This window comes from Nocardioides dongkuii, from assembly GCF_014127485.1.
Taxonomy (GTDB): domain Bacteria; phylum Actinomycetota; class Actinomycetes; order Propionibacteriales; family Nocardioidaceae; genus Nocardioides; species Nocardioides dongkuii.
Window position 1 is genome coordinate 928,132 of record NZ_CP059903.1, and the last position, 14,810, is coordinate 942,941.

Consider the following 14,810-nt stretch of genomic DNA (forward strand, 5'->3'; position numbering starts at 1 on the left):
AGCGATGGGCGTGATCTTGCGCTGACTGCCACCGGCTGGCATGGCTGAGCCAGAGGTCGGGTCTGATCGCGTCGAGGCCAGCGCTAGACCGAGACGACCGATGCGTTCGCGTACAGCTCAGTCGGCATCGCGTGCGCCAGCTCCCAGGTGATGGCGATCGGCCGCTCGCCGACGTGCTCGACGTACGACGCCGGCCCGAGGAAGACGTACGGCGCGGTGTCGTACTCGCCCTTCTGCTCGACCCGGCAGAAGAGCATCACGGTGCTGGTGCCGGTGACGTAGCGCTGGCCGGTCGGCGACGCGAGCGATGTCGTGCTCTGTGACTCCCAGTGGAACAGCGTCGGGCTGATCGGGTAGTCGCGGTACATCGTGGTCGGCGAGAAGTCGGCCTCGGACTTCTTCAGCGTCACGAAGAAGGCATCGACGTTCAGCGCCTCGGAGTAGACGACGCCCTGCATCATGCTGGTCGGCTTCCGCTCGAGGTTCGCGTAGTCGAGCGCGGCGAGGATCTCCTCGCGCTGGTACGCCGCGTGCACGCGAAGCGGGACGTCGGCGAGCGGCCCGTCGAGCCGCACCGTGTTGTGCCGGGTCGACTCGAAGGCCAGGTCGACCACGGCGCCGAGCTCGTCCGTGACCGCGCGCTCGGCGCGGAGTGCGGCCAGGCCCTCGTCGTACGACGCGAAGCCGCCGCCGCTGGGGAACGTCGAGAAGAACACCATCCGCGCGAGCCGCTGCTCGGTGGGGGACAGGTCGTCGTAGCGGGCGTCGGACTCGAGAAGGTGCTGGTAGCCGTCGGCGCGGAGCCGATCGTCGACGTGCGCGAAGGCGCGGATGCGCTTCAGCAGCTGGGCCTCGTGCTCCGAGCCTGCGGGCGTCGGGAGGCCGGCATCCCGGCGGAGCTGCGTCCATGACTTCTGTCCGCGGCGCAGGATGTCGGGCAGCTCGACGCCGGACTCGTGGAGGAAGGTTGGCAGGTCGAGGTCGCCGTACGACCGCAGCTCGCGGGTGATGTCCTTCCAGCGCTGCGCGACCTGGGCGCGGATGTTCTCGAGCACGAGCTCCTGCGCCTGCCGGTCCATCACGATCTGCGACCCGGCGGGCAGGAACGGAAAGCCCTGTTCCACGGCCCGCTCCAGTCCGCGGCGCGTGTCCCCGGTGAGCGCACGCAGCTTGCGGTCGAAGCGGAACTCTCGGCGGTGGTGGCCGACGAAGTCGAGCACCGTGAGCACCGCCTTGTCGGGAGTACGACGCAACCCGCGCCCGAGCTGCTGCAGGAACAGGGTCGCGCTCTCGGTCGGCCGCAGGAACAGCGCCGTGTCGACCTCGGGCAGGTCGAGACCTTCGTTGAACAGATCGGCCGCGAACAGCACGTTGACCCGCCGAGCTCGCAGGTCGAGCAGCGCACGCTCCCGATCCAGCGCCGACGTGTTGCCGCTGACCGCCAGCGCGGGGATTCCAGCCGCCCGGAAGATCTCGGCCATGAACTCCGCGTGCGTGACGCTGACGCAGAACCCGAGCGCCCGCATCGCGCCGACGTCGATGACCTTGTCGCGCAGCTGCTGCAGCACGATCGCGGCCCGGCGGTGGTTGCCGGTGTAGACGTTGGACAGCTGGGACTCGTCGTACCGCCCCCGGGACCACGCAATGCGCCGCAGGTCTGTGCCGTCCGCGATCGCGAAGTAGTGGAACGGACAGAGCAGGTCGGCGCCGAGCGCGTCCCAGAGCCGCAGCTCCGCCGCCGTCCGGCCGTCGAAGAACTCGTGGCGTACGTCGACGCCGTCGGATCGCTCAGGCGTGGCGGTTAACCCTAGGAGCTCGGTCGGCAGCAGGTGTTTGAGCAGGACCCGGTACGTCGGCGCCTCGGCGTGGTGGAACTCGTCGACGACCACCACGTCGTACGCGTCCGCAGGGATGTTCGCGGCGCCGTACGACGACAGGGCCTGCACGCTCGCGAAGACGTGGTCCCAGCGCTCGGGCCGGGCGCCGTCGACGTACAGCTCGCCGAACGAGGCGTCGTTGAGCACCTCGCGGTAGGTCCGGAGCGACTGCTGGAGGATCTCCTTGCGGTGGGCGACGAAGAGCAGGCGCGGACGCTCGCCGGGGGTGTCGCCGCAGAGCCGGCGGTAGTCGAGCGCGGCGACGACCGTCTTGCCGGTGCCGGTCGCGGCGACCAGGAGGTTGCGGTGCCGGTCGTGCTCGGTGCGCTCGGCGGCCAGGGCGTCGAGCATCTGCTGCTGGTAGGGGTACGGCCGGACCTCCAGTCCGGACAGGCTCACCGTGACCCGGTCGTGCTGGCGCCGCCCCGAGGCCTCGGCGAGCGCGTCGTCGAGCCGGTCGCGGTCGCGGTCGGGGTCGTAGGACTCGAAGCTCGACTCGGCCCAGTAGCTGTCGAAGGTGGCGCGGAACTTCTCCAGCAGGGCGGGTGTCGCCACGCGGGAGAGCCGTACGTTCCACTCGACGCCGTCGAGTAGTGCGGCGCGGGAAAGGTTCGAGGACCCGACGTACGCCGTGTCGAAGCGGGTCGCGCGCCGGAACATCCAGGCCTTCGCGTGAAGTCGGGTGCGCGCGGCGTCGTACTGGATGCGCACCTCGGCGCCGAACTCCCGCACCAGACGATCCAGGGCCGCTCGCTCGGTGGCGCCCATGTACGTGGTGGTGATGACGCGGAGGGGCGCATCTCGGCGACGCAGCCGCGCCAGCTCGGGCTCGAGAAGGCGGAGGCCGTGCCACTTCACGAAGGCACACAGGAGGTCGACCTGGTCGGAGGTGTCGATCTCGGCCCGGAGCTCTGCCGCCAGGTTGGGCTCGCCCGCGCTGTTGGTAAGCAGCGCCGCGGCGGCGAGCGGAGTCATGGGGCGGACCGGCTCGAAGGCCACCACCCCGGGACCAGCGGCTCGCTCGAGCCGGTGGAGCTGCGACGTGGGCGTCGTGACGGTCTGGCCGCCGTGGTCCAGCCGTGCGGTCAGGTCGTTGACCAGGGCCAAGCGCCGCGCCGGATCGCCTTCGTCCTCCAGTGCTCGGACGGTGAGCTCGTAGACGTGCCGCGCCAGCACGTGCGGCTGGTCCGCCGGGTCCACTCGCGCGATGTCGGAGCGCAGATGAGGCGTCTGGGCGAGTGTGGCGGTCAGTCCCTCGGTGAGGAGGTGCTCGTGGAGCCCGAGGGCCAAGGGCTCGCTGGTCACCCCCAGAAGCTCTCACGTAATCCCAGGGTCGGCAGCCGAACTCTTTACCTTCCTGCTCAGCAGCGTGCCGAGCGACCTCAGGGAGCGACGACGGCGCGACCACGCACCTCGCCCCGCTGCTGGTGGGCCCAGGCTTCGTCGGCACGGTCGAGCGGGAACACCTCGTACGGCACGCTGAGCCGGCCGGCAGCGGCGTGCTCCTCGATGGCGGCCATCGCCGCGTGCCGCTCAGCCGCGGACAGGTCGTTGTTGGTGTAGCCGATCACGCGGCGGGCGCCGCTGCGCAGGTGCGCGGAGCTGAACGTCGCGGCGTCGCCGGCGCTGCCGCCGAGGTTGACCAGCCGCCCCCGCGGGGCCAGGCACAGCAGCGCGGCTGAGGCGGGCACCCCGCACAACGGGTCGAGGACGAGGTCGACCTCGCCGACGACGTCCCGCATCCGCCGGGCGAGCGAGGCGACGTCCTCGTCGCGGCGCAGCTGGACGAAGCCGTCCGCCCCGAGCGCGGTCGCCTCGTCGCCGGCGCCGGGCTCGAGGGCGGCGCCGAAGACGGCTGCGGCGCCGTGGAGACGGGCGGCCTGCAGGCCGACCCGGCCGACGATCCCGCTGGAGCCGAGCACCAGCACCCGGTCGCCCGGGGTCAGCCCACCGCTGAGCGTCAGCGCGGTCCACGCCGCGATCGCCGAGAGACCCAGGGCAGCGAGGTGCACGTCGTCGACCGATCCGGTGAGCGGAACCAGCTCGTCGTCCGCCACGACCGCACGCTCGGCCATCGCTCCGTCGCCGGGCGCCATGCCCGCGGAGGTCGGGAACCACACGCGCGTCCCCACCGCGTACGACGTCGACTCCAGCACGGTGCCGACGCCCTGCACGCCGGGCACGTACGGCGTCGCCGGCTCCCCGAAGTACGACGTGCCGCTCGCGCACAGCAGGTCCAGCGGGGTGATCGGTGCGGCCGTGACCGCGACCAGGGCCTGCCCGTCACCCGGCACCGGGTCGGCGACGTCGACCGCCCGCGGCGGCTCGCCGCAGGCGTGCAGGTGGGCCGCCCGCATCAGTCGTCCATGCGGTCGGCGGGGTCGACGTACACGGCGTGGCGCTCGACGTCGGCGAACACCGCCGCGGCCACGTGGTGGCCGCGGACCTCCTCGGCGATGTGGCCCAGCAGCCCCGCGCACCGGGCCAGCAGCACGACCCCGCGCAGCAGCTCGATCGGGATCCCGATGTCGGCGAGGGCGGCCCCGCAGGCGCCGGCCCCGTTGAGCGGCAGCGCCTTGCCCGTGACCTCCGGCGCGACCCGGCCGACGGCCTCGAAGAGCGCGAGGTGCGGCCCGAGCTGGCCCTCCTCGCGCGCGATCGCGTAGAGCGCGGGGATGCGCGGGTCGCCCTCCTTGTGGAGGTGGTGGCCCAGCCCGGGGACGAACTTCCCGGCCGCCCGCTGACGCCGTACGGCGTCGGCGGCCAGCGCGTCCCAGCCCTCGGGCGTGGTGGGCAGCTCGTCGGCCTGCGCGAGCGCGTCGGCCAGGAACCGCCCGGTGTCCTCGCTGACGCCGAGGAACCGCGAGCCGCCGCCGAGCAGTCCCGAGGCCAGCGCGCCCTGGATCGACTCGGGTGCGCTGAGGAACGTCATCCGCGCCGAGATCGCGGTGGGGGTGAAGCCGTGGTCGGCGAGCGCGACGAGGACGGCCTCGAAGACGCGGGCCTGCTGGGGCGTGGGCTCCTCGAGCGTGATCAGCCGGTAGGCCAGGTGCCCGAAGCTCACCTTCCCGATGAGGTCCGCGGAGAGGTCCTGGCCCAGCAGCGAGATCGTGTGCAGGTCGGAGACGCCCAGGGAGGTGGGGTACGTCGGGTGGTCGCTCATCGTGGTCGGTTCCTTCGGGTGATGCGCAGGCTCACGCGGACGGGGTGGCCGGCTCGGTCGGAGCGGCCTCGGCGTGCGCGTGCGGGCCGAACCCGAGCCACCGCCGTACCTCCTCGCCGTGGCTGTCCAGCGCGGGGGGCGGCAGGTCGTAGCGGGCCGGCGTCGCGCTGAACCGGATCGGGTTGCGGACGGTCGGCACCCCGCCGACCTCGACGACCGGCTCGAGGCCGAGCGAGGTGGCCAGCTCGACGCCGCCGCGGACGTCGTTGATCGGCCCGCACGGCACGCCGGCCGCGCTCAGCTCGGTGAACCAGCCCTGGGCCGACCGGGTCGCGAGCCGCTCGAGCAGCAGCGGCCGCAGCTCCTCGCGGTGGTCGTTGCGCAGCCCGACGGTCCGGAACCGCTCGTCCTCGGCGAGCTCGGGCACACCCATCGCCTGGACCAGCTTGCGGAACTGGCCGTCGTTCCCGGCCGCGATCACCAGGTCGCCGTCGCCGGTGGCCAGCGGCTCGTAGGGGAAGAGGCTGAGGTGGGCGTTGCCCATCCGGGACGGCACCATGTCGCCGGCGACGTACGCCGAGGTCTGGTTGACCAGCGTGGACATCGCGGTCGAGAGCAGGTTGGTCTCGACGTGCTGGCCGGCGCCGGTCGCGTCGCGGTGCCGCAGTGCGGCGAGGATGCCGATGACCGACTGCAGCCCGGTCATCACGTCGAAGACGGAGATGCCGGCGCGGTAGGGCTCGCCGTCGGGGTCGCCGGTGAGGCTCATCAGCCCGGACATCGCCTGGACCAGGAGGTCGTAGCCGGGCAGGTGCGCGCCGCCGGTCGAGCCGAAGCCGCTGATCGAGCAGTAGACGCTGGCCGGGTTCCGGCCGGCCACGTCGTCGTACCCGAGCCCGAAGCGGTCCAGGCCACCCGGCTTGAAGTTGTGGATGAACACGTCGGCCCGGCGGGACAGCTCGTGGGCCACCTCGAGGTCCTCGTCGTCCTTGAGGTCCAGGACGATCGAGCGCTTCCCGCGGTTGATCGCGAGGTAGTAGGTGCCGGTGTCGCCGCGGCGCGGCGGCACCCAGTGCCGGGTGTCGTCGCCGGCCGGGCTCTCGACCTTGACCACCTCGGCGCCCAGGTCGGCCAGCAGCATCGTTGCGTACGGGCCGGCGAGCACCCGGGAGAAGTCGGCGACGAGCACCCCGGCGAGGGGGCCGTCCGGTGCGGGGGACCCGGGGCTCGGCGTCGGTGCCTGGTCGATGGTCACAGACTCTCCCAGCATTTCGCGGACAATTGTCCGCTAATCTCCCCGAGTCTCGTCGCTGATGTCAAGAGTGGCGAAAAGAGACCGCCGGAGGCGGCCGACGAGCGCCAGGAAGGCTCTTGACATGTGACCGGCGTTACCCGAGGCTGACGCGAAAACGGACATCTGTCCGTCACGCCCGGAACGCCGGAGGTTGCGATGTCCACGCCTACGCCCCACGCCACCGACCTCGCCGGTGCGCCCGCCGTGGTGCTCCGCGGCGGCACCGTCCTGACCATGGACGACCGGCGCACCGTGCTGACCGACGCCGACGTGCTCGTCGTCGGCGACACGATCGAGGCGGTCGGCCCGGCGCTGCAGGTGCCCGAGGGGACCGTCGAGGTAGACGCCTCCGGCGGCATCGTGATGCCGGGCATGGTCGACACCCACCGACACATGTGGCAGACCGCGGTGCGCGGGTACGGCGCGGACTGGACGCTGACGCAGTACTTCGTGTGGAACTACCTCGAGCACGGGAAGAAGTTCCGACCCCAGGACATCTACGCGGGCAACCTGCTCAGCGGGCTGGAGGCCCTCGAGGCCGGCGTCACCACCAGCGTCGACTGGTCGCACAACCTGCACACCGTCGACCACGCCGACGCCGCGGTCGACGCGCTGGAGGAGGTGCCCGGTCGGTTCGTCATGGCGTACGGCAACATCCAGGCCGGTCCCTGGGAGTGGTCGGCGACCCCGGAGTTCCGCGACTTCGTCGAGCGTCGGATGACGCGCACCGACATGCTCGGCTTCCAGATGGCCTTCGACGTCACCGGCGACCCGGAGTTCCCGGAGCAGGCGGCCTTCGAGGTCGCCCGAGAGCTCGACGTCCCGGTGACCACCCACGCCGGCGTGTGGGGCGCGACGAACGACGACGGCATCCGGCTGATGCACGAGCACGGCTTCATGAGGCCCGAGACGGTCTACGTCCACGCCGCCACCCTGAGCGACGACTCCTACCAACGGATCGCGGCCACCGGCGGGCACGCGTCGGTGTCGGCCGAGAGTGAGGCCAGCTGCGGCCAGGGCTACCCCTCGAGCTGGTCGCTGCGTCGGCACGGCATCCCGATCTCGCTGTCGATGGACACCAGCGTCTGGATGAGCGGCGACATCTTCTCCGCGATGCGGTCCACCCTCAGCGCCGACCGCACCCGCGAGCACCACGAGGCGCACGCCAAGAACGAGACCGTCACCCACCTGCCCGTCCGTACCGCGGACGTCGTGGAGTGGGCGACCCGCGGCGGCGCCCGCGCCCTCGGCCTCGACGACGTGGTGGGCAGCCTCGAGCCGGGCAAGAAGGCCGACGTCGTGCTCATCAAGAACGACGACTCGCCGGTGATGTTCCCGGTGCTCAACCCCTACGGCCACGTGGTGATGCAGGCCCAGCGCGGCGACGTCCACACGGTCCTGGTGAACGGGCGGGTCGTGAAGCACGAGCACAAGCTCGTCGGCGCGGACCTCGCCAAGGCGCGCCGGGTGGTCGAGGAGACCGTCTCCCACCTGCAGGACGCCCTCGGCGAGTCCGCGTGGGCGGCCGGCATGAGCCCGGACATCCCGGAGTCGAAGGTGCTGGACAATCCCTACACCTACACCGAGTACGCCGACTCCTCGACGCACACCCGCTGAGCCGTGCCCACCGAGGGACTCCGGTCAGCCCCCGACCTGGGGGCGGGCCTGCCACAGCGCCCAGTCGGCGGCGACCTCGCCGGCGGTCTGCATCAGCCAGGGGAGGTACTCCCCGGTGAGCGTCTCCACACTCGTCTCCGCGGCGTGCACCGTGACGTTCATGGCGGCACGGACCGCGCCGTCGCCGTCGCGCACCGGCACGGCGATCGAGCGGATGCCGCGGGCCAGCTCCTCGTCGGCAAGCGCCCAGCCGCGGGCGCGGACGGCGCGGAGCTCGGCCTCGAGCTCGGCGGTGTCGTACGCCGGGTCCGGCAGGCCCGAGCGGGTCGGCTCGGCGAGGACGGCGGCGCGCGCGTCGGCGTCCAGCGCGGCCAGCAGCACCTTGCCCTGCGAGGTCGGCACCGCCGGGAAGCGGGTGCCGATGTCGACGCGCAGCGAGATGATCTTCGGCACCGCGACCCGCGCGACGTAGACGATGTCGGAGCCGTCGAGCTGGGTCATCGAGGACGACTCACCGGTCCTGGCGACGAGCGCCTCGAGGTGCGGCCGGGCCATGTCCCACAGCCCCAGGGACGCGGCGTACGCCGCCCCGAGACGCAGGACGCGGGGGGTCAGGGCGAAGCGGCTGCCGCTCGCCCGGACGTAGCCGAGCTCCTCGAGGGTGAGCAGCAGCCGGCGTGCAGTGGGCCGGGCCAACCCGGTCGCAGTGGCGATCTCGGCCAGCGTCATCTCGGGGTGCGCGGCGTCGAAGCAGGTGAGCACGTCGAGCCCCCGCGCGAGCGCCTCGACGAAGTCGGGTCCCGATCCACGGCCAGCCATGAGCCGATGCTCGCACAGCGGACGCTCGTCGAACACTCCGCAGGGTCATATCGCCGGGATGCGGACATCCGTACGAACCAGACCCGGCCCGCCGCAGGGCCCGACGGAAGGACCCCCTGATGGCGAAGCTGGTCGCGATCCTGGCCACGACCCACCACCCGTTCTACTACCAGACCAGCCAGCTGCCGGCCGACCAGGCGCCGCCGTTCGCGGCCGACTGGGTCCGCAAGGTGGAGGCCTACCGCGAGACGCTCACCCGGGCGCAGCCCGACGTGCTGGTGATGGTCGGCTCCGACCACTTCCACCAGCTGTGGCTGGACAACATGCCGCAGTTCCTCGTCGGCAAGGCGCCGTTCTACGACGGCAACTGGGAGAACGAGATCCGCGAGTTCGGCATGCCGAAGCTCTTCTTCCAGGGCCACGAGGAGCTCTCGGCGTACCTGCTCCGTGAGGGGATCGACCGCGGCTTCGACCTCGCGTTCTCCCACGAGCTGCGGGTCGACCACTCGATCACCTGCCCGATCCTCACGGTCCGGCCGCAGAACGACCTGCCGATCGTGCCGATCTACACCAACATCTTCGCCCCGCCGCTGCCGCGGCCCGAGCGCTTCGTCCAGCTGGGCACGACGATCCGCGAGATCATCGACGCCTGGCCGAGCGAGATGCGGGTGGCGGTCATCGGCTCCGGTCACCTCTCCCTCGAGCTCGGCGGGCCGCGCCAGTTCGGCCCGCACGGTCCGGACCCGGACTTCGACGCCCAGGCGGTCGACTGGATCAAGAACGGCGACATCGACGGCGTCCTCTCGAACGTCACCCTCGAGAGCCTGCACGCGCCGGGCAACGCCACCCACGGCTTCATGGACTTCATGCTGATGATGGGGATCGCGGGCTACGCCAAGGCCGACTACGCCGACAACCTCGATCTCTTCCACACGATGGAGGCCTACTTCACCTGGTACCCGGACCCGAGCCTGGTGCCCGGCCTGCCGCTGACCTCGAACGGAGCTCTGTGATGAGCAAGTACCTCCTCAACAAGTTCCTGTTCACCGTCGACCGCGACACCTCGCTCACCGAGCGCTACCGCGAGGACCCCGCCGGCACCGTCGCCTGGTGGGAGGCCGAGGAGGCCAACCGCATCCTCAACTGCACCGACGCCGAGAGGTCGACGTGGCTCTCGTTCACCGACGAGGAGCGTCAGGCGCTGGCCACCCACGACCACGTCGCGCTCTTCGAGATGGGCGCCCACCCGTTCCTCACGCTCACGCTCTGGATCGCGATGTTCGAGCGGGACTGGGACGAGCCGCTGGGCATGCAGCTCGACTACGGCGCGAAGCTCGCCTACGCCACCCAGCCCTACCCCGACATCAGCTGCTGAGCCGGGGCAGGATGGCCGGATGGTTGACGAACAGCACGGACTGGTGTTCCCGAGCGACGAGGAAGGTCGCCGCAGCACGACGGCGCTGGGGCGAGCAGTGGTCGCCGACGCGCTGCGGCCGGTCGACGAGGTGGGCGCGCGGGCGGCCGAGCGGGAGACGGCCTGGCGCGGGGAGTACCTGCTCTACTTCCGCCGGCTCGTCGAGGCCGGCCTCGGTTCACCCGAGGACGCCCTCGCCGTCGCGCGGGCCGGGCTGGACTCGCTGCACGGACGGATGCGGGTGCTCGGCGATGCCGGCGAGGCACCGCTGTCCGCGTGGCCTGGTGGGACCGAGGGCTTCGACCAGGTCGAGGTGACCGGCGCGGGGGAGCGGGTCGAGGAGCTCGTGGTGCCCTACCGCGGGGACCGGCTGCGCGGCGACGACCTCCGCCGTCAGGTCGACCGCTGGGTCGGGGCCGGTGTCGTCGAGCCGTCCGTGGCGGACGCCGTCGGGACCGTGGTGGACAACCCCGGGTGGCTGCGGCTCGAGGGCCACACCGTCGCGGTCATCGGCGCGGCTTCGGAGATGGGACCGCTGCAGGCGCTGACCCGCTGGGGCGCGCGGGTCGCCGCCGTCGACCTGCCGAGGAGCGGCCTCTGGGACCGCGTCGCCGAGACCGGCCGCACCGGCGCCGGCACCGTGGTCGCGCCGGTGGCCGACAGCGTCCCCGGCGCCGACCTGCTCGCCGACGTACCGGCGCTCGCCGAGTGGCTCACCGCCCAGCCGGGCACGCTGGTGCTCGGCAACTACGTGTACGCCGACGGCGCCACCAACGTCCGCGTCAGCACGGCCGTCGACGAGCTGAGCCGCCGACTGCTGGCCACCCGCGACGACGTCGCGCTGGCGTTCCTCGCCACCCCGACCGACGTCTTCGCCGTCCCGCGCGACGCGGTGGAGCAGGCCACCGAGCGCTACGAGTCCCGGTCCGCGATGTCGAAGACGATCGGCCGGCCCCTCCGCGCCGCCTCGGGTGGCCGGCTGCTGCGCCGCGCGTACGCCGCCGACTCCGACCCCGGCCTCAACGACTCGCTCGTCCCGCAGCAGGGTCCCAACTACGCGCTCGCCAAGCGACTGCAGCGCTGGCGCTCGATGGTCGCGCGCCATGAGGGTGCGACCGTGTCGATGAACGTCGCCCCGCCCACCCGCACCCGGTCGGTGGTCAAGAACCGCGCCCTCGCCGCGGCGTACGCCGGCGCCCACCGGTTCGGGGTCGAGGTCTTCGACCCCTCGACCTCCAACGTCCTGATGGCGGCGCTCCTCGTCCACGACCTGCACACCGGCGGCGGCCCGCGCCACGACCACCCCTGGCAGGACGAGGCGTACGCCGCGGCGCACGGTGGCCTGTGGCGCGGGGCGTACGCCCCGCGCAGCGCCCTGGGGCTCGCCGCGCTGCTGGGGATCGGCGCCGCCCGGGCCTGACCTGACCAGCGAGTCGGTGCTGGTCCGGGCTGATCCGCCTGTCGTCAGGTCCCGGGCTGCTGGTCCCGACTGCGGTAGGTGAGCAGCCCCTCGATCCCGCGCAGGAACGTCTCGACGATGGGGGCGGGGTCGGTCAGGCTGCCGGCCGTCATGGCGCCATCGCGCAACATGATGAAGTGCCGGGCGGCGGGTTCGGCGTCGGGCTTCCCGGTCTCGCCGAACAGCTGGGTCATCGTGTCCAGGAACCAGGCCCGGTGCTCGAGGACGGCGCGGTGGACCGGGTGGTCCGGGTCGGGGTACTCGGCGGCGGCGTTGAGGAACGCGCACCCCCGGAAGGTCGGCCCCTGGATGTCGTCGGCGATCGACCGGCCGATCGTGCGTACGACGTCGTCGGTGGAGATGCCCTCGGCCCGCGCGGCGTCCACCCGGGCGCGGATCGCCTCGTCGGCCTGGGTGAGGTAGGCGACGACGAGGTCGTCCTTGCTCGGGAAGTGGCGGTAGAGCGTGGCCCGGGTGACGCCGGCCGTGGCGATGATGCGGTCGATGCCGACCGAGTGGAGCCCCTCGGCGTAGAAGAGCCGGCTCGCCGTGCTGAGCAGTCGGGCTCGCGCCTCCGACATGTGGTTCCGCCCTTCGTGGAGTTTCTGCTTCCGACGCTAGCAGACAGAACGATCGGTCTTGACAAGTCCTCGGAGGGGGTTCACTCTGAAAGAGACCGATCGGTCTATCTACCCGTGAATCATCGAAAGAGGAAGTCCATGTCCACTCCCGCCGTCACCAGTCACCCCCACACCACCGCGGACCAGCCCGAGGACGAGGCGGTCAGCCTCCGGCGGCTGTACTACGGCCGCTTCGCCTTCGCCGTCGTCTGGGCGGGGCTGCTCGCCGCCACCGCCTCGTCGCTCGGTCCGGCCAGCGTGACCCTGCTGCTGGTCTACCCCCTGTTCGACGCGGCGGCCGCCGTGTTCGACCTCCGCTCGGCTGCCGCGCGGCAGCGGGTGCCGCTCCTCATCAACCTGGCGCTGAGCCTGCTCACGGTGGCCGGCCTGGCCGTCGCCGCCACCTCCGGCATCCCGGACGTCCTGCGCGTATGGGGCGCCTGGGCGATCACCGCGGGCATCGTCCAGCTGGTCGTCGCGATCCGGCGCCAGCGGCTCGGCGGCCAGCTCGCGATGATCCTCAGTGGTGGGATCTCCGTCCTCGCGGGCGCCGGCTTCGTGCTGATGGCTGACGGCGCGGACGCGTCGCTCACCAGTCTCGCCGGCTACGCGACGCTGGGCGGCATCTTCTTCCTCGTCTCGGCGGTCCGCCTGCACCGTGCGGCCGTGAAGGCCGACCGGTGACCGGCACGGAGGCCACCGACGCCGTCGACGTGGTGGTCATCGGCGGCGGGCCGGTCGGCGAGAACGTGGCCGACCGGGTGGTGCAGGCCGGACTGAGCGCGGTGGTCGTGGAGCGCGAGCTCGTCGGTGGCGAGTGCTCCTACTGGGCCTGCATGCCGACCAAGGCACTGCTTCGCGACGCCGCCGCGCTGCGAGCGGTCCGCGCTCTGCCGGCGGCCGCCGGGGCAGTCACCGGGGACCTCGACGCCGGCGCCGTGCTGCGCCGACGGGACCGGTTCGCCTCGGACTGGAACGACGCCGGGCAGGTCGACTGGCTCGACGAAGCCGGGATCGGCCTGGTCCGGGGCCACGGGCGCCTCACCGGGCCGCGAGCCGTGACGGTCACCGGTGCGGACGGCACGACCACCGTCCTGCAGGCGCGCCACGCGGTCGTCGTCGCCACCGGCTCCCGCGCCCTGGTGCCGCCCGTCCCGGGACTGGCGGAGGCAGCGCCGTGGACGAGCAGGGAGGCGGCAGCCGCGCGGCGGGTGCCCGAGAGCTTGGCGATCATCGGCGGCGGCGTGGTCGGGTCCGAGATGGCCACTGCGTTCACGGCGCTCGGGTCGCAGGTCACGCTCGTCTCGCAGACCCGTCTGCTCCCCGGCGTGGAGGGCTTCGCCTCCGAGCACGTCGCCGATGCGCTCCGGGCGGCCGGAGCCGCGCTGCACCTGGGCGTGGGGGCAACCGACGTACGCCGCGACGCCTCGGGCGTCGTACACCTCACCCTCTCCGACGGCGCGCTGGTCGAGGCCGAGGAGGTCCTGGTCGCCGCGGGCCGGACCCCGAACACCCACGACCTGGGGCTGGACAGCGTCGGTCTGACTCCGGGGGACTGGCTGACGGTCGACGAGACGCTCGCCGTCATGGACGGCTCAGGCCGCCGTACCGGCGACGGCTGGCTGTACGCCGCCGGAGACGTCAACCGCCGAGCGCTGCTGACCCATCACGGCAAGTACCAGGGCCGTGCGCTCGGCGACGCGATCGCCGCGCGCGCCCACGGGCAGGAGCCCGACACGGGCCCGTGGGGACGCCACGCGGTGACCGCCGACGAGCGGGCCGTCACGCAGGTCGTCTTCACCGACCCCGAGGTCGCTGCCGTCGGCCTGACCGCCGAGGCCGCGGTGGCCGCCGGCATCGCCACCCGGGTCGTCGACCACGACCTCGGCGCGGTGGCCGGCGCGGCGCTGCACGCGGACGGCTACCGGGGCCGCGCCCGGATGGTCGTCGATGCGAACCGCGGCGTCCTGGTCGGGTTCACCGTGGTCGGTCCCGACGTCGGCGAGCTGCTGCACGCCGCCACGATCGCCATCGCGGCGGAGGTCCCGCTGGACCGCCTCTGGCACGCGGTCCCCGCCTACCCCACGATGAGCGAGATCTGGCTGCGGCTCCTGGAGGCCGACGGGCGGGACCAGTGTCAGCAGCGGCCGTAGGAACCGATGACACCTCCGGCGGCTGCTCCGCCGATCTCGCCGACGTAGGTGTCGAATCGCGCGTTCTTGGTGATCTTGATCTTCTTGACGGCCGAGATCCGGCCCGCGGCGGCCCGGACCTCGCGGCTCGTCGCCCCGCCCGTGCGGCGGTAGACGCCTCCGCGGTGCGCGTGCTTGCCGGCCCGGTTGTCGAGCCGGAGCCGGAGGTACGCAGTGCCCTTCACGGTGGTGCGGCAGACCTGGAGCTTCGCGTCGTGGATCGTGGTGTCCGAGGTCCAGCCGGCGGCCGCCGGGGCGGAGCTCGTGACGCCGAGGAGGAGCATCGTGCTCAGGACAGTGAGGACGGTGGCGAGCGCTGCGCTGCGCAGGGGGCGAGTGGGCATGGGCGATGGTA

At 72.4% G+C, this 14,810-nt stretch carries 13 protein-coding genes; 6 read left to right on the top strand and 7 right to left on the bottom strand.

The annotated features are described in order from the left end of the window. Positions 1-83: 83 nt before the first annotated feature. The 4 genes from H4O22_RS04420 to H4O22_RS04435 form a co-directional block, all read right to left on the bottom strand. Positions 84-3,182, bottom strand: a complete 3,099-nt coding sequence (locus H4O22_RS04420; RefSeq protein WP_244963099.1) for a DEAD/DEAH box helicase — start codon at positions 3,180-3,182, stop codon at positions 84-86. Between the two features lie 77 nt (positions 3,183-3,259). Then, on the bottom strand, positions 3,260-4,234 hold the full coding sequence (locus tag H4O22_RS04425) for a quinone oxidoreductase family protein (RefSeq protein ID WP_182525850.1): 975 nt from the start codon (positions 4,232-4,234) through the stop codon (positions 3,260-3,262). After that, complete coding sequence (locus tag H4O22_RS04430) at positions 4,234-5,040, bottom strand: citryl-CoA lyase (RefSeq protein ID WP_182525851.1); 807 nt, start codon at positions 5,038-5,040, stop codon at positions 4,234-4,236. The genes H4O22_RS04425 and H4O22_RS04430 overlap by 1 nt, the downstream gene beginning before the upstream one ends. Before the next feature lie 31 nt (positions 5,041-5,071). Continuing rightward, on the bottom strand, positions 5,072-6,295 hold the full coding sequence (locus H4O22_RS04435; protein WP_244963100.1) for a CaiB/BaiF CoA transferase family protein: 1,224 nt from the start codon (positions 6,293-6,295) through the stop codon (positions 5,072-5,074). 195 nt (positions 6,296-6,490) lie between these two features. On the opposite strand from H4O22_RS04435, the gene H4O22_RS04440 reads away from it, so the two are divergent. Then, positions 6,491-7,951, top strand: a complete 1,461-nt coding sequence (locus H4O22_RS04440; protein ID WP_182525853.1) for an amidohydrolase family protein — start codon at positions 6,491-6,493, stop codon at positions 7,949-7,951. Between the two features lie 24 nt (positions 7,952-7,975). Here the strand turns inward: H4O22_RS04440 and H4O22_RS04445 are convergent, their stop codons facing one another. Further along, on the bottom strand, positions 7,976-8,770 hold the full coding sequence (locus tag H4O22_RS04445) for an IclR family transcriptional regulator domain-containing protein (protein WP_182525854.1): 795 nt from the start codon (positions 8,768-8,770) through the stop codon (positions 7,976-7,978). A gap of 119 nt (positions 8,771-8,889) precedes the next feature. Between H4O22_RS04445 and H4O22_RS04450 the strand changes: the two genes are divergently transcribed. Genes H4O22_RS04450 through H4O22_RS04460 form a run of 3 tightly spaced genes read left to right on the top strand, consistent with a single transcriptional unit; the run spans position 8,890 to position 11,604 of the window. Further along, positions 8,890-9,783, top strand: a complete 894-nt coding sequence (locus tag H4O22_RS04450; RefSeq protein ID WP_182525855.1) for a DODA-type extradiol aromatic ring-opening family dioxygenase — start codon at positions 8,890-8,892, stop codon at positions 9,781-9,783. Next, entirely contained in the window at positions 9,783-10,145 is a 363-nt protein-coding gene (locus H4O22_RS04455; protein WP_182525856.1) for a hypothetical protein, read from the top strand. Before H4O22_RS04450 ends, H4O22_RS04455 begins: the two co-directional genes overlap by 1 nt. Before the next feature lie 19 nt (positions 10,146-10,164). Next, complete coding sequence (locus H4O22_RS04460) at positions 10,165-11,604, top strand: hypothetical protein (RefSeq protein ID WP_182525857.1); 1,440 nt, start codon at positions 10,165-10,167, stop codon at positions 11,602-11,604. 44 nt (positions 11,605-11,648) lie between these two features. On the opposite strand, the gene H4O22_RS04465 is transcribed toward H4O22_RS04460, so the two are convergent. Further along, the gene (locus H4O22_RS04465; protein ID WP_182525858.1) at positions 11,649-12,224 is read right to left on the bottom strand and encodes a TetR/AcrR family transcriptional regulator; all 576 of its coding nucleotides are present in this window, start codon (positions 12,222-12,224) and stop codon (positions 11,649-11,651) included. Between the two features lie 138 nt (positions 12,225-12,362). Between H4O22_RS04465 and H4O22_RS04470 the strand changes: the two genes are divergently transcribed. Both H4O22_RS04470 and H4O22_RS04475 read left to right on the top strand, forming a co-directional pair. After that, on the top strand, positions 12,363-12,947 hold the full coding sequence (locus tag H4O22_RS04470) for a hypothetical protein (protein WP_182525859.1): 585 nt from the start codon (positions 12,363-12,365) through the stop codon (positions 12,945-12,947). Next, positions 12,944-14,416 (top strand): dihydrolipoyl dehydrogenase family protein, encoded by a 1,473-nt coding sequence (locus tag H4O22_RS04475; RefSeq protein WP_182525860.1) that lies wholly within the window; start codon positions 12,944-12,946, stop codon positions 14,414-14,416. Before H4O22_RS04470 ends, H4O22_RS04475 begins: the two co-directional genes overlap by 4 nt. On the opposite strand, the gene H4O22_RS04480 is transcribed toward H4O22_RS04475, so the two are convergent. Continuing rightward, a complete protein-coding gene (locus H4O22_RS04480) occupies positions 14,401-14,799 on the bottom strand; it encodes a hypothetical protein (RefSeq protein WP_182525861.1) in 399 nt (132 codons plus the stop codon). The genes H4O22_RS04475 and H4O22_RS04480 overlap by 16 nt on opposite strands. Positions 14,800-14,810: the final 11 nt, after the last annotated feature.